This window comes from Nocardioides anomalus (assembly GCF_011046535.1).
Classification (GTDB): domain Bacteria; phylum Actinomycetota; class Actinomycetes; order Propionibacteriales; family Nocardioidaceae; genus Nocardioides; species Nocardioides anomalus.
This window is the reverse complement of sequence record NZ_CP049257.1, coordinates 2697846-2716613: the sequence shown is the minus strand read 5'-3', so window position 1 is coordinate 2716613 and position 18768 is coordinate 2697846. Positions and strand designations below refer to the sequence as shown.

Sequence of the window (18768 nt, the reverse complement as noted above, 5' to 3'; positions counted from 1 at the left end):
CGCTCAGTCACCCTGGTAGCGCTGCTCGGCCCACGGGTCGCCGCGGTCGTGGTAGCCGTTCTGCTCCCAGAACCCCCTGCGGTCGTGCGCCATCAGCTCGAGGCGGGTGACCCACTTGGCGGACTTCCAGAAGTACAGGTGCGGCACCAGCAGCCGGACCGGGCCGCCGTGCTCGCGGGGCAGCGGCTTGCCGCCGTACTCCCAGACGACCCAGGCCTTGCCGTCGGTGACGTCGGCGAGCGGCAGGTTGGTGGTGTAGCCGGTGGTCGAGTGCGCCATGACGTACGCCGCCTCGGGCTGCGGTCCGGCGGCCTCGAGGAGCAGGTCGACGCTGACGCCGCGGAAGGTGACGTCGAACTTCGACCAGGTCGTCACGCAGTGGATGTCCCCGACGTAGGAGGACGGGGGCAGCTCGTGGAGCTGGTCCCAGGTCCAGGTGGTGGGGGAGGAGACCAGGCCGTCGACGGTCATGGTCCAGCGCTGCGGATCCAGGCGCGGGGTGGCCTCGGCGGTCAGGACGGGCCAGCCGCCGCCGACGTCGTACTGCCCCGGCGGCAGGCGGTGCTCCTGCCCGCGCCGCTTGCCCAGGAACCCTCGTGTGACCGCCACGGGGTCAGCCTACTGAGCCGCGGGCTCCGGGGCCTGGGTCCGGCGGTGCGCGCCGGCGAGCTCGGGGACGCCGAGGAGGAAGCCCTGGCCGAGGTGCACGCCGAGGTCGCCGAGGATCTGGAGCTGCTCCTGGGTCTCGATCCCCTCGGCACAGACCTTGGCGCCGCGGCGGGTGGCCCAGGCCAGGACCGTGCCGAGCAGGGCCCGGCTGCGCGCGGAGTCCAGCCCCTGCACCACCGACATGTCGACCTTCACGATCTCCGGCTCGATGAGGTCGAGGCGGGCCATGTCGGAGTAGCCGGTGCCCCAGTCGTCCACGGCGACCAGCGCGCCGCGCTCGCGGTAGTCGGCGAGCACGTCCTGGATCTCGGCCACCCGGCCGGGGTCCGCGGGGCTGTGGGTGTGCTCGGTGACCTCCACGACGACGTACTCGAGGTCGCCGGCCAGCGCGGCGCGCACCTCGGGCGCGGTCAGCGAGGCGATGTCGACGTTGACCGAGAGCAGCATCCGCGGCACCGCGACCATGCGGGCGCTGCCGATGGCGGCCGCCTCGAGCTCGGCGAGCCGGCCGAGGGTGCGCGCCTGCTCGAAGACCTCCATCGGGCCGGTGCCGGCGAAGCGGCTGAGCGCCTCCATGCCGACGGTGGTGCCGGTGGCCAGGTCGACGATCGGCTGCAGGGCGATGCGCGGCTGGGGGAGCAGCAGGTCGGCGGGGACGTACGGCGCGACGCGGACCTGGTTGCGACCGCCGCGCTTGGCGCTGTAGAGCGCCTCGTCGGCGGCGGCGACGGTGACCGCGGAGTCGGTGTCCTGGTGCCAGGTCGCCACCCCGGCGGAGAAGGTCTGACCGGCCGGGGTGTCGACCAGCATCTCCAGCAGCCGCAGGCGGGCCGCCTCGCCGTCGTGGTCGGGGAACAGCACCCCGAACTCCTCGCCGCCCACCCGCGCGAGCACCTCGCCGGTGCGCAGGTGCTGGCCCCAGGCGGCGGTGGCCTCCTTGAGCAACCGGTCGCCGGCGGGGTGGCCGTGGGCGTCGTTGTAGTCCTTGAAGTGGTCCAGGTCGAGCAGCGCGACGCTCAGCGGCCGGCCGCTCTCGCTGGCGCTGCGGCAGGCGCGGGCCAGCTCGAAGTCCCACGTGCGCCGGTTGGGCACGCCGGTGAGCGCGTCGGAGCGCGCGAGGGCGGAGAGCTGCTCGGACTGGAGACGGACCACCCGGAGCAGCCCGGCCACCCGGACCAGGACCAGGACCGAGAGCACGGCCGAGCCCGCGACGACGACCGGCCAGGCCGACAGGTGCCCGTCGAGACCGTCGGCGAGCAGGCTGGCGGGCGGGAGCAGCAGCCCGCCGGTGAGCACGAGCAGCCGACGCGCCGGGTCGACGCCCTCCTCGGCCCTCGGCGCCGGGTCGGACAGCTCACGCAGCGAGCGGTCCCAGGTCGAGGCCGCGAGCACCACGTAGCCGGCGTACCAGACCAGGTCGTTGCCGAGCTGGGTCTCCACGCTGCCGGTGGCCAGGGTGGTGCCGGTGTAGTAGAGGTCGCCGACGAGCACCAGCCCGAGCGCGCTCATGAGCATCCGCAGCGCGAGCGGACGCGAGCCGGGCAGCGCCCAGCAGCGCACCAGGATGCCCAGCAGCAGCACGTCGGCCACGGGGTAGAAGGCGCTGGTCAGCTTGGCCAGCACGCCGAGGCTGCTGTCGGTGGCGATCGGGGCGAGCACGAAGACGCCGGCCACGACCGCGACACCCGTGGCCACCACCGCCGCGTCCAGCAGCGCGGCGAGCTCGGCCGGGCCGCGCCCGCGGCGCACCATGACCGCCAGTCCCACCGTCATCAGCACGTACGCCGCGAGGTAGGCGCCGTCGGCCGGCGCCGGGTAGGCGTCGATGCCCCAGGCGCCCTGGAGCGAGAACAGCGCGTCGCCGACCACCCAGCCGGCGAACCCGGCCAGGACCAGGACCCACCCGGTCACCCGCCGGGGCCGGTGGCGCCGCAGACCGATGGCCGCGACGACCACGCAGACCAGGCCGAGAGCGGCGAAGACCCCGTCGCGGGCCGGTCCCGCGGGCAGGGCGGCGTACCCGCCGCCGGCCAGGGCCAGCGGCGCCACGACGACAGCCGGTCGGCTCAGGCGGCCCACGCCCTGCATCGTCCCCGCAAACGGCCCCGTCGCGCGGGCGTTCGGGGCAATTGCCCCGGGCGCGGACGCCTCCGGCTCGCGCGCGCTCAGGCGAGCGTCACGTCGAGGTCGTCCAGTCCGCGACCCATCTCGTAGCGCACCCGGAGCCGGACCTCGCCGCGGCAGGGCGGCAGCGACAGCACCTTGTCGCCGCTGAAGGAGTTGCAGGCGCCCAGGTCGAGACCGTCGGCGAGGCCGGCGCTCCCGCTCAGCACCAGCGCGTCGGCCTCCTGGCCGTCCGGCACGTGGAAGGTCACCACGGTGTCGACCACCGGGTCGACCCGGCCGGTGCGGAAGTCGACGGCACTGACCTCGACCGCCTCGCTCACCGGCGTCCACCGCAGGTGCTCCCAGGCCTCGGGGTCCTGCGCGTAGTAGGGCCACTCGTGCTTCGGTGCGGCCACCACGAAGCCGTAGAAGCGCTGGTCGGTGCTCGCCAGCCGGAGGCTGGTCGTGTAGGTCTGCGGCACCAGCCGGGTGCGCGGGCCGACCACGCCCCGGGCGTGCAGGCCGTTGAGCACCGCGACCTGCATCTCGTCGAGCAGGCCCGTCTCCACGAGCTCGGCGACGACCACGTCGACCTCGCGCGGCAGGTCCACCGTGAGCGCGTCGCCCTCGACGACCTCGACGATGCCGCCGAAGCCGTTGGCCTCGACGGTCTCGCGCAGGCAGCGGGCGAGCACCGGGTCGATCTCGACGGCGTACACCTTTCCGGCGCCGGCGGCCGCGGCGAACAGGGTCAGGATGCCGGTCCCGGCCCCGACCTCGACCACCACGTCACCGGGCCGGACGACCTGCTCGATGGCCCGGCGGAAGCCGAGCGTGCGCTCGCGGTCGACCAGGCACAGGTAGGGGTAGTCGGTGTTGGACCAGATGATCCCGTCCGCGCTCATTCCAGCCTTCCGCCCGGCGACCCGTCCCGACCTCGCGATCGGCCGGGGTAACACTAGTGCTACGGCTCGGTGCCGGTCCGCGCGTATCGCCGCGCGGCGGGTCAGCGCGGCGGTAGCGTGCCGAGCATGGCGACCACTGCGTCGGTGACGCACGCCCAGCGGCGCTTCCGGCGCACCGCTGTCGTCGTCGCCGCCGTCGCTGCGGTCTTCGTCGTGCTCCTCACCCCGCTGCTCCCGCAGTCCGCGCGCGAGCAGGTGAGCGGTGCCGGCCTGCTCGTCGCCGGCTTCGTCGGGACCGTCCTCGTCTACCGCCGTTCGCGGATCGGGCCGCCGGCGGCCCGGCGACCGTGGCAGGTCCTGGTCACCGCCGGGGTCGTCGCGATCGTGGGCAACATCTGGGTCGCCGCGACGGGGTCCGACCCGTCGACCGACCCGAGCCTGGTCAGCATCACCAGCCTGGCCTACGCGCTCGTCGTCTCGATCATCGCGCTGGCCATCTTCCCCGTCCGGCGCCGGCGCGGGGCCGAGCTCGCGGTCACCCTCCTCGACGGTGTGGTGGCGGGCGGCGCGTTCCTGCTCATCGTCTCGGCCACGGCGTTCTCCGCGCTCCTCGAGTCCGACACCGCCACCACCACCGTCGACCAGGTCACCGGGGTGGCCTTCCCGGTGCTCGACGTCCTTCTGGCCACCGTCGCCGTCCTGCTCGTCGTGCGCGCGGCGCCGCAGGACCGGCTGATGCTCGCCATGGTCGCGGTGGCCTACCTGCTCTACGCCACCTCGGACCTGCAGTACGCCGTGCGCACCAACCGCGGCGACTTCTACTTCGGCACCGTCCTCGACCTCGGCTGGATCCTGGGCTACCTGCTCCTGGGCCTGGCCGCGACCACCCCGCCCCGCGACGAGGCGCCCCGCAGTCGGATCCCGGCCAGCGTCTCCGACGCCCTGGGCACCACGCTGGTCTTCACGGTCCTCGTCGCCGCAACCCTGGTGCAGGTCCTCGTGGGCGGCAGCGGCCAGCTCCTGCGGGCGCAGTCGGTGCTGTGGGTCGTCATCATGGTCGCGGCCGGAGTGCGCCAGGTGCTCCTCACCACCGACAACAACCTGCTGCGCCACGGCCTGGAGCGCCGCGTCGAGGAGCAGACGGCCGACCTGCGCCGGCTCGCGCGCCAGAACGAGGTGCTGGTGACCTCGGTGGGCGACGGCGTGTACGGCGTGGACCACCAGGGCCGCGTCACCTTCGTCAACCCCTCGGGCGCCGCCGCGCTGGGCTACCGGCCCGAGGAGCTCGAGGGCCGCCGCGCCCACGACGTCTTCCACGCGCCGGCCGCCGACGGGACGCCGTATGCCTGGTCGCAGTGCTACGTCTTCGAGGCGATCACCCACGGACTGGTGGCGAGCTCGGAGGAGGACGAGTACGTCCGCGCCGACGGCTCGGTCTTCCCCGTCGAGATCACCGCCTCCCCGCTGGTCGACGGCGACGAGGTCCGCGGTGCGGTGGTGGTCTTCCGCGACGTCACCCAGCGGCGCGAGGTGGACCGGATGAAGGACGAGTTCCTCTCCGTGGTCAGCCACGAGCTGCGCACCCCGCTCACCTCGATCCGCGGCTCGCTCGGGCTGCTGGCCGGCGGCCGGATGGGCGAGCTCCCCGAGCGCGCGGGCAAGCTCATCGACGTCGCGTCGCAGAGCACCGAGCGGCTCACCCGGCTGATCAACGACTTGCTCGACATCGAGCGGATGGAGTCCGGCACGCGACCGATGGAGCTCACCTCGCTCGACGCGCGCCACCTCCTCGACTCCGCGGTGCGCCAGATCGAGGGGATGGGCAGCCAGCTGGGCGTGCGGGTCGAGGTCGCCGACGCCCACGGCCGGGTCCAGGCCGACGAGGACCGGGTCATCCAGACCCTGCTGAACCTGGTCGGCAACGCGCTGAAGTTCTCCGAGCGCGGCGCCGTCGTGCGCCTCGAGGCGGCGGAGGAGGGCGACGAGGTGCACTTCCGGGTCAGCGACGACGGTCGCGGCATCCCGGCGGACAAGCTGGAGTCGGTCTTCGAGCGCTTCCAGCAGGTCGACTCCTCCGACACCCGGCAGAAGGGCGGGACGGGGCTCGGACTGGCCATCAGCAAGGGCATCGTCGAGCGGCACGGCGGCCGGATCTGGATCGAGAGCGAGCTCGGCGTCGGCACCACGGTGCACTTCACGCTGCCCGCGGCCGCCCGGCGCACGGCGGACCCGGTGCCCCCCGGCGGCGGGGGCGACGGGCCGACCGGACCCACCGTCCTGGTCTGCGACGACGACGCCACCGTGGTCGAGCAGTTCGCGGAGATGCTGCGCGAGCACGGCTACCGCCCGGTCGGCGTCACCGACGGCGAGCAGGCCATCGACCTGGCCCGGTCGCAGCGACCCAGCGCGGTGGTGCTGGACCTGATGATGCCGGGCACCACCGGTGCGCAGGTGATGTCCACCCTGCGCAGCTCGCCGCAGACCCGCGACATCCCGATCGTGGTCATCTCGGGCATGGGTCCCGAGGCCGACCGTGACGCCGCCGGCGCGGCCGACGGGTGGCTGGTCAAGCCGGTCAGCGAGGAGCGGCTGGTCACGGCCGTCTCGCTGGTGATGAAGGACCACGTCGGCGAGGGCGTCGTGCTCCTCGTCGAGGACGACGAGCAGCTGGCCCAGGTCGTGAGCACGCTGCTGGCCGACGAGGGCCTGCGCGTCGTGCCGGCGGCCTCGGCCGCCGAGGCGATCGAGCGCGGTGCCCAGGAGCGCCCCGACGTCATCGTGCTCGACATCCGGCTCCCCCGACGGCGACGGCAGCGAGGTCGTCACCGCGTTCAGCCACCGCTGGCCCCTCGCCGACACCCCCGTCGTGGTCTACAGCGCCGCCGACGTGGACCCGGGCGCGCGCGAGGAGCTGCGACTCGGTAGAACTGTCTTCCTCACCAAGGGCCGCACCAGCCCCGAGCAGCTGCGGGACCAGGTGCTCGCGCTGGTCGGGGCGGTCACACGACAGCACGGGGTCACACAGGGAGAGGAAGATGGCGTCTTCACGCACTGAGTCCCTCGCCGCGGCTCCGGTCACCGGGCCGGCGACGACGGCGGACACCGCGGCGACCGCGACGACGGGAGGCGCGGCGGCCAAGGGGCTCACCATCTCGATCCGGACCGGCTCCGGCACCGGGCAGACGCCGCTGTCGGCGTTCGACTCGGCCCTGCTCGACGCCGGCGTCGGGGACTTCAACCTGGTGACCCTCTCCTCGGTCATCCCGCCGGCCAGCCGGATCCGCCACGTGGACGGCCCGCTCGCGGGCACCCACGGGGACCTGCTGTTCTGCGTGCGCGCCGAGGCCTTCGCCGACCAGCCCGGGCACACCGCGTGGGCCGGGCTCGGCTGGGTCACCGACGACACCGGCGGCGGGCTGTTCGTGGAGCACCACGGCACCAGCGAGGCCTCGGTCGTCGAGCAGATCGAGGCCAGCCTCGACGACATGAACCGGGCGCGCGGCGGGCACTACCGCGACCTGCAGATCACCGTGGCCTCGGCCGAGTGCGTCGACGCCCCCGTCTGCGCGCTGGTGCTGGCCGCCTACCGGGTCACCTCCTGGTACGACGGCAGCGAGCCGGCCCCCGCGGCCGTGGCCGCCGACGACGGCCTCGTCGCCACCCCGCCCGCAGCCTCCCCGGCCGCCGGCTCGGGTCCGGGCGGCACGCACACCCAGATCGCCGAGGAGTGGATCGCCGAGGACCACGGCACACCCGCCGGCACACCCCGCGTCTCGTCCAACGGCCACCGACCCGCCGCGGCCCGGCCCGCCCCGGCCCCGGTCTCGTCGGCCCCGGCCCTCGACCCCGACGGCCCGGTCAAGCGGATCAGCGTGGAGAAGGAGGTCGACTTCGCCACGGCGAAGCGCTACTACCAGCTGTACGTCGCGACGTTCGGCCAGCTCGACACCGAGGCCGCCGGGCGCCAGCTGCTCACCGAGGAGGAGTTCCTCGAGGAGATGCTCGACCCGCGGGTGCACAAGTACATCGCCTGGGACGAGGACGACAAGGCCATCGGCATGTCCACACTGGCCACCGACGTCGCGACGCTGCCGTGGGTCAGCCCGACGTACTTCCAGCACCACTGGCCCGAGGAGTTCGCCCGCGGCGCCATCTACTACCTCGGCTTCACCCTCGTGCACCCCGCGCACCGCGGCGCCGGCATCTTCCAGCTGATGATCCGCACCGCGCTGCAGCGGGTCGTCGACGACCGCGGCGTCGCGGCTTGGGACAGCTGCCAGGCCAACGACGAGCGCGGGATGAACGCCACCGCGGTCCGGCTGGTCGAGGAGGTCAGCGGGGTGACCCCGACGATCGTGGACCGGCAGACCTACTACGCCGGCCTGCTGGTCGGTGGCCTTCGCGAAACAGCCGCGCCCGACGCCTAGGGTCCCTACTCTGGGAGGTGACCCCGAACCGCGAGAGGCCGGCCATGCCCACACCGACCGTCCTGGTCGTCGACGACGACGAGAACATCCGTGACCTCACGCAGCTGGCGCTCGAGAGCGTCAGCGGGTGGACCGTGCTCACGGCCGACGGTGGGTACGCCGCGATCGACATGTGCCGCGAGCACCGTCCCGACGCCGTGCTGCTGGACATGATGATGCCCGACATCGACGGGCTCACGACGTTCCAGCAGCTCCAGGCCGACGAGCGCACCCGCGACATCCCGGTCATCCTCTTCACCGCCAAGGGCCGGCCCGGCGAGCGGCAGCCGTGGGAGGACACCGGCATCCGCGGCATGATCGCCAAGCCCTACAACCCGATGACGCTGGGGGACCGGGTCAGCGAGCTGCTGCACTGGAGCCTGCCCGAGGCGGGCTGAGCCCACCGCTCGCGTCGCCCGGCTAGGCGTGGTTGCCGGTCGTGGCCAGCGTCGCGCCCAGACCGATCATCATCAGCCCGCCGGTGGCGCCCAGCCGGTCGAGCCGCTCGGGCTTGCGCGCGAACCACCGCTTGGCGCGGGCCGAGGCCAGCGCCCAGCACGAGTCGGACACCGTGGCCATGAGGCAGAACAGCAGCCCGAGCAGCAGCAGCTGCGGCGCCGCCGGCCGGCTGTCGTCGACGAACTGCGGCAGGAACGCCGCGAAGAACACGATGGTCTTGGGGTTGGTCAGGCCGACCACCACCCCGATCCGCACCGACGTCCAGCCGCGCGACCGCGGCGCGGCGGCTGGGTCGTCCAGCGCGCGGCGCGCGTCGCCGCGGTGCCGGATCGCCTGCACGCCCAGGTGGACGACGTACGCCGCGCCGACCAGCTTGAGCACCGTGAAGGCGTTCGCGCTGGCGGCCACGACCGCGCCCAGCCCCACCGCGAGGAGCGCGATCTGCACCAGCAGGCCCAGCGCGTTGCCGACCACCGACAGCAGGGCGTCGGAGCGGCCCACGGTCAGCGCGCGGCCGATGGTGAACAGCAGGCTCGGCCCCGGCACCTGGATGAACAGTAGCGAGGCGATGACGAAGGCGAGCAGCGAGTGACCCACGGCGCGACGCTAGCGGCGCCGCGGGTCCTGGGGCGAGCGGGTTCTGCCGACCGGTGGGATCAGGCAGCGCCGGGGTTGAACGGCTTGACCTGGTCGGCCGGCGGCGCCTCGACCGAGACGTCGGCGCCCCAGTCGGAGAGTCCGAGCTTGATCGGCGCGCCCGCGATGTCCATCGTGAACTGGCGGATGCGGCCCTCGTCGTCGAACCACCACTCCTGGGTCAGGGTGTCGGGCAGGCCGGCCGCGCCGCCCGCCGCCTGCGGCATCTGCGAGACGAGCTTGGCGGTGTCGACGGTCGTCGTGTACTTGTCGAGCGTCTCGCCGTCGACCTCGTCGTCGCCGTCGTGGGTCGCCTCGGTCACCGCGGCGGCGTAGGTCTCGAACTGCTTGGCCGGGTCGAGCTGGTTGCCCAGGTCGCCCAGGGGGCTGCTCTTGTCGCCGGCCTCGATCGAGACCCACGAGTCACCGAACTGCGCACCCTTGAGGTAGATGGTCCCGTCGACCTGGCGGACCTCGAGGTCGCCCCCGAGCGCCGGCATGCTCAGCTTCACCGCGGTCGCGGGCGGGTCCTGGGTGTAGTCGGCGGCGCCGGTGCCCGAGCCCAGCTGGCCGAGGTCCATGGTCAGGTTGGCCGTCGTCGCCTCGTCCAGGGCGTTCTGCAGCACGTCGGTGAACTCCGCGGCCGTGACCGACTCGCCCGAGCCGCTCCCGGCGTCCTCGGTCGCGTCGTCGGTGGCGTCCGCGCTCGCGCTGGTGTCGTCGGACGCGCCGGTGCTGGCCGAGGCGCTGCTCGAGCTGCCGGTGTCGTCGGAGGCCTTGGACCCGCCGGAGTCGTCCCCGCCGCACCCGGCGAGCGCGAGCAGGGCGGCCGTGGCCGCCGCGGCGGCCAGCGTCCGGCGTACGGGACGGCGGGAGTGGCGGGGGAGCGAGCGCATGGCTACGACTGTACGGAGCCGCGCCCAGTCAGGGAGCGGAACGTCTGGAGCGTCACCACCGCGCTGCCGGCCGCCACGTCGTGCAGTCCCCGGCCGTCGGGGCGGTAGACCAGCGGCGGGATCACCACCGCGATCAGGACCTGGCGCACCAGCGCGAGGTGGAGCGGCAGCGGCCGCGGGTCGCCGTTCTCCCGCACCACCCGCAGCCGGGTGGCCACCTGCCCGAACGACCCGCCGCTCAGCGCGGTGAACAGCGTCGACTCGACGACGAAGACGCCCAGGACGTAGAACCCGGCCTCCTGGTCACCCGCCCAGTTCTCGTACCCGCCCACCGCGAACAGCACCACCAGGGTCGAGGCGAACCAGTCGACGGCCAGTGCGCCGATGCGCCGTGCCCACGTCGCGGTCTCCACGCCACCAGCCTCTCAGGCCGCTGGCGCGTCCCTCGAGTCCGGTGGCCGGGAGACCGCGACCTGAGCCCTGCGCATCGGCGCGCTGTTGGCCGGTGGTGTCTGGCGTACGGGCTGTTCACGGGGCCGGGACACCTGTTACACGGCCGAAACAATCGCGATACGGTCGAGAAACTGCCCCTGCATACGTTGCGCTGGACCTCAACAGCGTCAGGAGAGACTGCATGTTCCAGAACAGCGACGAGCTGCTCAAGTTCGTCAAGGACGAGGGCGTCGAGTTCGTCGACGTCCGCTTCGTCGACCTGCCCGGCATCGAGCAGCACTTCACCGTGCCGGTGTCCTCCTTCGACCAGAGCGTCTTCGACGACGGCCTGGCCTTCGACGGCTCCTCGATCCGCGGGTTCCAGGCCATCAACGAGTCGGACATGGCGCTGTTCCCGGACCCGACCACGGCGTACGTCGACCCGTTCCGCGTGGCCAAGACGCTCAACCTGAGCTTCTTCATCCACGACCCGATCACGGGCGAGGCCTACTCCCGCGACCCCCGCAACATCGCGCGCAAGGCGCTGACCTACCTCGGCACCACCGGGATCGCGGACACGGCGTACTTCGCGCCGGAGGCCGAGTTCTACATCTTCGACTCGGTGCGCTACTCCACCGACGCCAACGAGGGCTACTACCACATCGACTCGGTCGAGGGCTGGTGGAACTCGGGCCAGGAGGGCGACAACCGGGGCTACAAGACCCGCTTCAAGGGCGGCTACTTCCCGGTCGCGCCGTACGACCACTACGGCGACCTGCGCGACGCCATGGTCAAGAACCTCGAGAACTGCGGGCTGCTCGTCGAGCGGGCGCACCACGAGGTCGGCACCGCGGGTCAGGCGGAGATCAACTACCGCTTCGACACGCTGCTCAAGGCCGCCGACGACGTGATGAAGTTCAAGTACCTCATCAAGAACACCGCCTGGGAGGCCGGCAAGTCGGTCACCTTCATGCCCAAGCCGATCTTCGGCGACAACGGCTCCGGCATGCACGTCCACCAGTCCCTGTGGCGCGACGGCGACCCGCTGTTCTACGACGAGACCGGGTACGGCGGGCTGTCCGACACCGCCCGCTGGTACATCGGCGGCATCCTGCAGCACGCGCCCTCGCTGCTGGCCTTCACCAACCCGTCGGTGAACTCCTACCACCGCCTGGTGCCGGGCTTCGAGGCCCCGATCTCGCTCGTCTACTCCAGCCGCAACCGCTCGGCCAGCGTCCGGATCCCGATCACGGGCTCCAACCCCAAGGCCAAGCGCGTGGAGTGCCGGTTCCCCGACCCGTCGGCGAACCCCTACCTCGCGTTTTCCGCTCTCATGCTGGCCGGCGTCGACGGCATCAAGAACAAGACCGAGCCCCCGGCGCCCATCGACAAGGACATCTACGAGCTCCCGCCGGACGAGATGGCCGAGATCGACCAGGTCCCGACCTCGCTCGGTGCCGTCCTCGACTCCCTCGAGGCGGACCACGAGTTCCTGACCGTCGGCAACGTCTTCACGCCCGACCTGATCGAGACCTGGATCGACTACAAGCGCCAGAACGAGATCGCCCCCGTGCAGCTGCGCCCGCACCCGCACGAGTTCGAGCTGTACTACGACATCTGAGTCTTCCAGCGGACCGCCCGTGACCTGCTCATCAGGTCACGGGCGGTTCGTCGTCTCGGGGTCAGGCGTCCCGGCGCTGCAGCACGACCGCGGAGGCCACGAGACCGCCGAGGACCCAGGCGACCATGACGGCGAGCCCGACCCAGGGGGAGAGGGCGTGCGGCTGCGCCAGGGTGGTCGAGAAGCTCTGGCCGGCTCCGGTGGGCAGGTAGGCGGCGATGTAGGTGCCCCAGCTGGGGAAGACCAGCTCGAAGAGGATCGGCAGCACGAGGATCACGGCCAGGGTGGCGACGAGCGCTCCGGGGGTGCTGCGGACCAGCCAGCCGAAGACGCTGCCGATCAACCCGACGAGGGTGAGGTAGACACCGGTGCCGACCACGACCCGCAGCGTGCTGCCGTCGGACAGGCTGTACGTCGGGCGGTAGCCGGACAGGACCGACTGGGCGAGCAGGAACGCGACCACCGAGGCGACGACCATGGCCACGCCGACGACGACGGTGAAGACCACGGCCTTCGCCACCAGCACCGGCACGCGTCGCGGTACGGCGGCCAGGGTCGCCCGGATCATGCCGGAGCTGTACTCGCCGCTGACCACTAGGACGCCGAGCGCACCCATGAGCAGCTGGCCCAGGTAGTAGCCCTGCAGCGGCCCGGAGGCGACCAGATCCTCCGGGTCGACCCCCGCGGGGTGGCGGGTGTTGTAGGCGATGATCGCGCCGAAGGCGACCATGCCGACGACGGCGGCGGCCAGCACCAGCAGAGTCGAGCGGAGGCTGCGGAACTTGAGCCACTCCGAGGCGATGACGCCTCCCGCGGTGACCCGCCCGTCGACCCGGCCCTCGACGTGGGTGGCGCGGGCGACGGGTGCGGAGTCGTCGGCCGGGCGTGCGTGGGTGGAGGTGGTCACGAGGCGAGCTCCTGGCTGGGGTCGTCGGCGCGGTCCTGGTAGTCCAGGGACTCGCGGGTGAGGGCGAGGTAGGCGTCCTCGAGGGAGCCGGCGCTCGGGGTCAGCTCCCACAGGGTGATGCCCGCCTCGGCGGCGAGGGTGCCGACCTCACGGGCGGTGGTGCCGGCGACGGTCAGCGCCGGCTCGGTGGAGTCCTGGTCGGTGGTCACCGTCGCGCCGGACCGCTCGAGCGCCTGGGCCAGCCGCTCGCGGTCGGGAGTGACGACGCGGATCGAGTCCACGTCGGCCTCGCGGATGAAGTCGGCCATCGGCTGGTCGCGCAGCAGCCGGCCCTGGCCGATGACGATGACGTGGTCGGCGGTGACCGCCATCTCGCTCATCAGGTGCGAGGACAGGAACACCGTGCGGCCCTCGTCCGCCAGCCGGCGCAGCAGCGCCCGGATCCACCGGATGCCGTCGAGGTCGAGGCCGTTGACCGGCTCGTCGAGGATCAGCGTGTGCGGGTCGCCGAGCAGGGCGGCGGCCACCCCGAGGCGCTGGCCCATGCCGAGCGAGAAGGAGCCGACGCGCTGCCCGGCGACCGAGGTCAGCCCCACCATGTCCAGCACCTGGTCGACCCGGCCGCGGCTGATGCCGCTGGTCAGCGCGAGGGCGCGCAGGTGGTTGCGGGCGCTCCGGCCCGGGTGGATGCCGCGGGCCTCGAGCAGGGCGCCGACCTCGTGCAGCGGGGCGGCGTGCTCGGCGTACGGCCTGCCGTTGATCGAGACCGAGCCCGACGACGGGCGGTCCAGGCCGATCATCATCCGCATCGTCGTGGACTTGCCGGCACCGTTCGGACCGAGGAAACCGGTGACCACGCCCGGCCGGACGGTGAAGGAGAGGTCGTCGACCGCGAGCTTCGCGTCGTACCTCTTGGTGAGCGCTTGCGCTTCGATCATGACGACCTCTCGTGGTTTCCTCCCACGGTAGGCCGGACCACCTGCCGACAACCTGACTGCGCGTCCACGCCGGTCGCAGTCAGGTGTGTGACAGGTTGCGGGCGTCACCGTGCTGCCATGACCCAACGCACCGCCGTCGCTCCCGACGTACGACAGATGCTCAACAAGGTCCCCGAGGTGACCATCTGGTTCTGGGTGATCAAGATCCTGTGCACCACGGTGGGCGAGAGCTTCGCCGACTGGATCAACATGACCCTCGGGGTCGGCCTGGTGAAGACCGCCGTCCTGTTCACGGTCATCTTCGCCGTGGTCCTGGCCGTCCAGATGCGGCTGCGACGCTACGTGCCCGCGGCGTACTGGCTCACGGTCGTGGTGGTCAGCGTGACCGGCACCCTGTACACCGACATCCTCACCGACCAGCTCGGCGTGCCGCTGTGGATCAGCACCACCGTCTTCGCGGTGCTGCTCGCGGCGACCTTCTCGGTCTGGTACGCCCGCGAGCGGACCCTGTCCATCCACAGCATCGTCACGACCCCGCGGGAGAGCTTCTACTGGTTCGCCATCCTGGTCACCTTCGCCCTCGGCACGGCGACCGGCGACTGGTCGCTGGAGCTGACCGGCTGGGGTCCGGGCAAGTCGGTGCTGCTGCCGCTCGCCCTCATCGCCATCGTCACCGCGCTGTGGCGCTTCGGCGCCGACGCCGTGCTGACCTTCTGGGTCGCCTACATCCTCACCCGGCCGCTGGGCGCCAACATCGGTGACTGGTTCGGGCTGCCCAAGAGCGAGCAGGGGCTCGGGATCGGGGTGTTCGGGACCAGCCTGATCTTCCTCGGCGCGATCCTGGCCACCGTGGTCTACCTGTCGGTGACCCGGGCCGACGTGATCGAGGACGAGGACGCGCCGCGCACAGCGGCGCCGGAGTCGACCCCGCAGCGACGGCGCATCTCGCTCGTGGCCCTCGCCGCCACGGCCCTCGGCACCGTGGCCCTGCTGACCTGGGCCAACGCCCAGCCGCACGCCAGCGCGCTCGGCGAGGAGGGCCCCGCGCCCTCGTGCGGCAGCGGCTCCCCGTTGAGCCAGAGCCAGGCCACCGCAGCAGTGGGCAAGAAGTTCCCGTCCTCCTCAGTCGCGAACTACCGCACCATCGTGACCGACACTCAAGGGCTCGTGGACTCGGGAGACCAGAGGGGCGCACAGTCGCGCATCACCGATCTGGAGACCGCCTGGGACGACGACCAGGACACCTTGCAGCCGAAGGACTGCCAGGCCTGGACCTACGTCGACACCCAGATCGACGACGTGCTCTCCTCGATCCGCGACCAGAACCCCGACCAGGCGACGGAGGACAAGGCCATGCAGGCCCTGCTGACCACCCTCGGCTGACCCGCGTCCGCGACCGCGGCCAGTAGCGTCGGCCCGTGGCCACCGTCCAGGACTACGTGTGGTTCGGGGCCGGGCTGCTCGTCCTCGTGGCCGCGACCTGCCTGGTCGGGTGGCGGTCCGGGGTCGGTCTGGGCTGGTCACCGCTCACCTCCCTGGCCCGGGCGGTCCTCCAGCTGAGCGTGGTCGCCGTCCTGCTCCGGGGGATCCTCTCGGTGCCGGGGACGGTGGTCGCGTTCCTGGCCCTGATGCTGGCCACCGCGTCGTGGACGGCGTCCGGGCGGTTGCGCGAGCTGTGGCACGGCCGGCGCGCGGCGGTCGCCGGCGTCGCGGCCGGCGCAGCGGTCGCCCTCACGTCGATCTTCCTGTTGCGGCTGGTCGACCTCGAGGTGCGCTACCTGGTCGCCGTGGCGGGGATCATCATCGGCAGCGCGATGAGCGCCGCCACCCTGGCGGGCCGCAACTTCCTGCGCGGCTGCCGACACCGGCGCGACGAGATCGAGGCGTGGCTGTCCCTCGGGGCGACGCCGGCTCGGGCGCACCTGGACATCGGCCAGGAGGCCGTGCGGGAGTCGCTGCTGGCCAACCTCGACCAGACCAGGTCGACCGGGCTGGTGACCTTGCCCGGTGCGTTCGTCGGCGCGCTGTTCGGTGGCGCCAGTCCGGCGGAGGCGGCCCGGTTCCAGTTGGTCGTGCTGGCGGGGATCGCCCTGTCGATGACGGTGTGCGGGGTCCTGGTCACGCGGCTGCTCGGGCGCTCGCCGTACGTCCTCGGCGCGACCGCGGACGAGCGGTGAGGAGCACGGCGTACGTCGCGGACGCGAGCAGGGCGCCGAGCAGCAGCCCGCCGGCCACGTCGCTGAGGTAGTGCACGCCGAGGAAGACCCGGCTGGCCGCCACCAGCAGCGCGACCCCTCCGGCGCACCACCTCACCGCCGCGCGGCGCACGACGAAGGCGAGGGCGACCGCAGTGGTGGCCGCCGCCGTGGCGTGGCCGGACGGGTAGGACGCCGACCCCAGCACCGTGATGGGGTCGGCCCAGGACGGGCGTGCCCGGTCCAGCAGCAGCTTGGACGCCGGCGCCACGACCGCCTCGAGCAGGGTCAGCGCCAACAGCCAGACGGCCAGGTCCGCCCGCCGTCGGGCCTGCGCGACGGCGGCGGCGAGCAGCAGCACCACCCGCATGGGGTTCGGTGAGCCCCAGTCCGTGACGAATCGCCAGGCCGCCGTGCGACCTCCGTGGCCGTACGTCGCGTCGAATGCGCTCCGCGTGACGGCGTGGTCGAGCCGCAGCAGCGGCCCCCACGAGGTGGCGACCGCAACCGTGACGACGGCGACGCAGGCGGCCAGCACCGCGACCACTCGCCAGAGCCGTCCCGTCGCCTCGTCGTGGTGGGCCATGTGTGTCCGGTTACCCCGCGGACCGGTCCGCGCGACGGGCGTCGCCAGATCGGCAGGTTCTCGGCAGGCGCCGTCGGCACGCGGTCAGGTCGCGGTCAGGGTCCAGGCCGCAGCCTGGGCGCATGCTCCGGGACCGGGCTCGACAGGAACGCGCGCTCTTCCTCGGGATGCTGGTGTGCGCGGGGCTCGTCTTCGGCTGGGACCTCGACGTCTCCGGGTACGCCAACAGCTACTACTCGGCCGCCGCCCAAGCCGGAGCCGAGTCGTGGAAGGCGATGCTCTTCGGCTCCCTCGACCAGGCCAACGCGATCACCGTCGACAAGCCGCCGCTCGCGCTCTGGCCGATGTCCCTGTCGGTGCGGGCCTTCGGGATGTCGTCGTGGAGTCTGCTGGTACCGCAGGCGCTCGAGGGCGTCGGGTCCGTCGCGCTGCTCTACGCCTGCGTGCGACGGGCGACCGGAGCGGCGGCGCCCGCGCTCCTCGCCGGGCTCGTCTTCACGGTGACACCGGTCGCCGCGCTGGTCTTCCGCTACAACAACCCCGACGCGCTGCTCACCTTGCTGCTGGTGGGTGCCGCCTGGGCCGTCCTGCGTGCGGTGGACAGCCCACGGGCGACGTGGTGGCTGCTCCTGGCGGGGGCGCTCTGCGGACTCGGCTTCCTGACCAAGATGCTCGAGGCCTTCGTGGTCCTCCCGGCGCTGACGCTCACCTACCTGCGCCACGGTGCCGGCACCGTCGGAGCGCGCCTGTGGCGGCTGACCGGCGCCGGCGCCGCGGTGCTGGTCTCGGCGGGCTGGTGGGTCGCGCTCGTCGAGCTGTGGCCGACCGGCCGACGGCCGTTCGTCGGCGGGTCGCCCACCAACTCCGTCCTCGAGCTCGCGCTGGGCTACAACGGGCTGGGTCGGCTGACCGGCAGCACCACCAACACCGAGAGCTCGGCGACCGGCGGCGGGCTCGCTGCCACGAACCTGGCCCGGATCGGCCGCACCGACCTGGGTGGGGAGGTGATGTGGCTGGTGCCGGCCGCGATCATCCTCGGCGCGCTCGCCTGGAAGGTGAGCCGTCGCGAGCCGGCCCTGCGGGGAATCCGCCCGGGTCTGCTGCTCTGGACGTCCTGGGCGGCCGTCGGCACAACCACGTTCGCCGCGATGGCGGGCATCTTCCACTCCTACTACACCGTGGTGCTCGCCCCGGCCCTGGCCGCGGTGCTCGGCACCGGCACCTGGCTGGCCTGGCAGCGCCGCGACGATGTCCTGGTCCGGCGCCGTCTGTGCTGGTCGGTGCTGGCGACGGCACTGCTCGCCGCCGGGACCCTCGCCGTGGTCGGCGCCGACCTGGCCTGGGTGGCCCTCCCAGTGGTCGCCGTCGGTGTCGTGGTCGCCACGCTGCTCCACCCGGCGTCGGGTGCGGTGCGGGTCACCTCGCCACTGGCGGCCGCCGCTCTGGTCTCTGCGCTCGCCGGACCGGTCCTGTTCACCGAGGAGACGGTGCGGCTCCCGCACGTGGGGTCCGGGCCCATGGCCGGCCCGGGCCGGGCCGCGCCCACCACCGCGCTCCTGGCCGCGGGCGCCTCGCCGTTCCCCGGCCTGACCGGCTACCAGCCCCTCGCGCCCGGGGTCGTCGCGACCGTGGCGCGGGACTCGGACCGGTTCACCTGGGCGGCCGCGGCGATGGGAGCCAGGTCCGCGGCGGCCTACGAGTTGGCCCTCGACGAACCCGTCCTGGCCATCGGCGGCTACAAGGGGAGCGACCCGCTGCCGACACTGCACCGCTTCCAGGCGCTTGTGGCGGCCGGACAGGTCCACTGGCTCATCCCGGGCGGTACGGCGGGAGCGGCCGCGGAGGAGATCCAGCGCTGGGTCGCGGCCCGCTTCGCTCCGGTGGTGGTCGACGGGAGGCTGCTGTACGACGTGGCCGCCGGCCAGATCGCCGGTCAGGGTGCCTGACGGGTT

16 protein-coding genes are annotated in these 18768 nt (G+C 72.8%); 7 read left to right on the top strand and 9 right to left on the bottom strand.

What is annotated here, in order from left to right:
* Positions 1-3: 3 nt before the first annotated feature.
* The 3 genes from G5V58_RS13675 to G5V58_RS13665 all read right to left on the bottom strand — a co-directional run bounded on the left by G5V58_RS13675 (position 4) and on the right by G5V58_RS13665 (position 3680).
* Positions 4-609: a sulfite oxidase-like oxidoreductase gene (locus G5V58_RS13675; RefSeq protein WP_165233620.1), complete on the bottom strand. Its 606-nt coding sequence runs from the start codon at positions 607-609 to the stop codon at positions 4-6.
* A 9-nt stretch (positions 610-618) separates the two neighbouring features.
* Positions 619-2748: a bifunctional diguanylate cyclase/phosphodiesterase gene (locus G5V58_RS13670; protein ID WP_165233617.1), complete on the bottom strand. Its 2130-nt coding sequence runs from the start codon at positions 2746-2748 to the stop codon at positions 619-621.
* An 86-nt stretch (positions 2749-2834) separates the two neighbouring features.
* On the bottom strand, positions 2835-3680 hold the full coding sequence (locus G5V58_RS13665; protein WP_165233614.1) for a 50S ribosomal protein L11 methyltransferase: 846 nt from the start codon (positions 3678-3680) through the stop codon (positions 2835-2837).
* A gap of 126 nt (positions 3681-3806) precedes the next feature.
* On the opposite strand from G5V58_RS13665, the gene G5V58_RS13660 reads away from it, so the two are divergent.
* The 3 genes from G5V58_RS13660 to G5V58_RS13650 all read left to right on the top strand — a co-directional run bounded on the left by G5V58_RS13660 (position 3807) and on the right by G5V58_RS13650 (position 8544).
* Positions 3807-6605, top strand: a complete 2799-nt coding sequence (locus tag G5V58_RS13660; protein WP_165233611.1) for an ATP-binding protein — start codon at positions 3807-3809, stop codon at positions 6603-6605.
* Positions 6606-6715: 110 nt separating this feature from the next.
* On the top strand, positions 6716-8107 hold the full coding sequence (locus G5V58_RS13655; RefSeq protein WP_165233608.1) for a pyruvoyl-dependent arginine decarboxylase: 1392 nt from the start codon (positions 6716-6718) through the stop codon (positions 8105-8107).
* A 44-nt stretch (positions 8108-8151) separates the two neighbouring features.
* Complete coding sequence (locus G5V58_RS13650) at positions 8152-8544, top strand: response regulator (protein WP_165233604.1); 393 nt, start codon at positions 8152-8154, stop codon at positions 8542-8544.
* A gap of 22 nt (positions 8545-8566) precedes the next feature.
* Here the strand turns inward: G5V58_RS13650 and G5V58_RS13645 are convergent, their stop codons facing one another.
* Genes G5V58_RS13645 through G5V58_RS13635 form a run of 3 tightly spaced genes read right to left on the bottom strand, consistent with a single transcriptional unit; the run spans position 8567 to position 10550 of the window.
* A complete protein-coding gene (locus G5V58_RS13645) occupies positions 8567-9202 on the bottom strand; it encodes a LysE family translocator (protein ID WP_165233601.1) in 636 nt (211 codons plus the stop codon).
* A 59-nt stretch (positions 9203-9261) separates the two neighbouring features.
* Entirely contained in the window at positions 9262-10137 is an 876-nt protein-coding gene (locus tag G5V58_RS13640; RefSeq protein WP_165233598.1) for an LppX_LprAFG lipoprotein, read from the bottom strand.
* A gap of 2 nt (positions 10138-10139) precedes the next feature.
* A complete protein-coding gene (locus G5V58_RS13635) occupies positions 10140-10550 on the bottom strand; it encodes an RDD family protein (RefSeq protein WP_165233595.1) in 411 nt (136 codons plus the stop codon).
* A 221-nt stretch (positions 10551-10771) separates the two neighbouring features.
* Between G5V58_RS13635 and glnA the strand changes: the two genes are divergently transcribed.
* Positions 10772-12190, top strand: a complete 1419-nt coding sequence (glnA, locus tag G5V58_RS13630; RefSeq protein ID WP_165233592.1) for a type I glutamate--ammonia ligase — start codon at positions 10772-10774, stop codon at positions 12188-12190.
* Between the two features lie 61 nt (positions 12191-12251).
* Here glnA and G5V58_RS13625 read toward each other — a convergent pair whose 3' ends face one another.
* Complete coding sequence (locus G5V58_RS13625) at positions 12252-13097, bottom strand: ABC transporter permease subunit (protein ID WP_165233589.1); 846 nt, start codon at positions 13095-13097, stop codon at positions 12252-12254.
* Positions 13094-14035 (bottom strand): ABC transporter ATP-binding protein, encoded by a 942-nt coding sequence (locus tag G5V58_RS13620; RefSeq protein WP_165233586.1) that lies wholly within the window; start codon positions 14033-14035, stop codon positions 13094-13096. The genes G5V58_RS13625 and G5V58_RS13620 overlap by 4 nt, the downstream gene beginning before the upstream one ends.
* Before the next feature lie 117 nt (positions 14036-14152).
* On the opposite strand from G5V58_RS13620, the gene G5V58_RS13615 reads away from it, so the two are divergent.
* Positions 14153-15418: a COG4705 family protein gene (locus tag G5V58_RS13615; RefSeq protein ID WP_230486619.1), complete on the top strand. Its 1266-nt coding sequence runs from the start codon at positions 14153-14155 to the stop codon at positions 15416-15418.
* 35 nt (positions 15419-15453) lie between these two features.
* Positions 15454-16212, top strand: a complete 759-nt coding sequence (locus tag G5V58_RS13610; RefSeq protein WP_230486618.1) for an ABC transporter permease — start codon at positions 15454-15456, stop codon at positions 16210-16212.
* Here G5V58_RS13610 and G5V58_RS13605 read toward each other — a convergent pair.
* Complete coding sequence (locus G5V58_RS13605; protein WP_165233583.1) at positions 16154-16816, bottom strand: phosphatase PAP2 family protein; 663 nt, start codon at positions 16814-16816, stop codon at positions 16154-16156. The two genes, G5V58_RS13610 and G5V58_RS13605, sit on opposite strands and share 59 nt — an antisense overlap.
* Positions 16817-16938: 122 nt before the next feature.
* Between G5V58_RS13605 and G5V58_RS13600 the strand changes: the two genes are divergently transcribed.
* Complete coding sequence (locus tag G5V58_RS13600; RefSeq protein ID WP_165233580.1) at positions 16939-18762, top strand: glycosyltransferase family 39 protein; 1824 nt, start codon at positions 16939-16941, stop codon at positions 18760-18762.
* The last annotated feature ends 6 nt before the right edge of the window (positions 18763-18768 follow it).

What these genes read in the sequence shown, in the direction of transcription:
- G5V58_RS13665 (WP_165233614.1), bottom strand. Translation starts at nt 3,680, where the DNA reads ATGAGCGCGGACGGGATCATCTGGTCCAACACCGACTACCCCTACCTG.
- G5V58_RS13660 (WP_165233611.1), top strand. Translation starts at nt 3,807, where the DNA reads ATGGCGACCACTGCGTCGGTGACGCACGCCCAGCGGCGCTTCCGGCGC.
- G5V58_RS13655 (WP_165233608.1), top strand. Translation starts at nt 6,716, where the DNA reads ATGGCGTCTTCACGCACTGAGTCCCTCGCCGCGGCTCCGGTCACCGGG.
- G5V58_RS13650 (WP_165233604.1), top strand. Translation starts at nt 8,152, where the DNA reads ATGCCCACACCGACCGTCCTGGTCGTCGACGACGACGAGAACATCCGT.
- G5V58_RS13640 (WP_165233598.1), bottom strand. Translation starts at nt 10,137, where the DNA reads ATGCGCTCGCTCCCCCGCCACTCCCGCCGTCCCGTACGCCGGACGCTG.
- glnA (WP_165233592.1), top strand. Translation starts at nt 10,772, where the DNA reads ATGTTCCAGAACAGCGACGAGCTGCTCAAGTTCGTCAAGGACGAGGGC.
- G5V58_RS13620 (WP_165233586.1), bottom strand. Translation starts at nt 14,035, where the DNA reads ATGATCGAAGCGCAAGCGCTCACCAAGAGGTACGACGCGAAGCTCGCG.
- G5V58_RS13615 (WP_230486619.1), top strand. Translation starts at nt 14,153, where the DNA reads ATGACCCAACGCACCGCCGTCGCTCCCGACGTACGACAGATGCTCAAC.
- G5V58_RS13605 (WP_165233583.1), bottom strand. Translation starts at nt 16,816, where the DNA reads ATGGCCCACCACGACGAGGCGACGGGACGGCTCTGGCGAGTGGTCGCG.
- G5V58_RS13600 (WP_165233580.1), top strand. Translation starts at nt 16,939, where the DNA reads ATGCTCCGGGACCGGGCTCGACAGGAACGCGCGCTCTTCCTCGGGATG.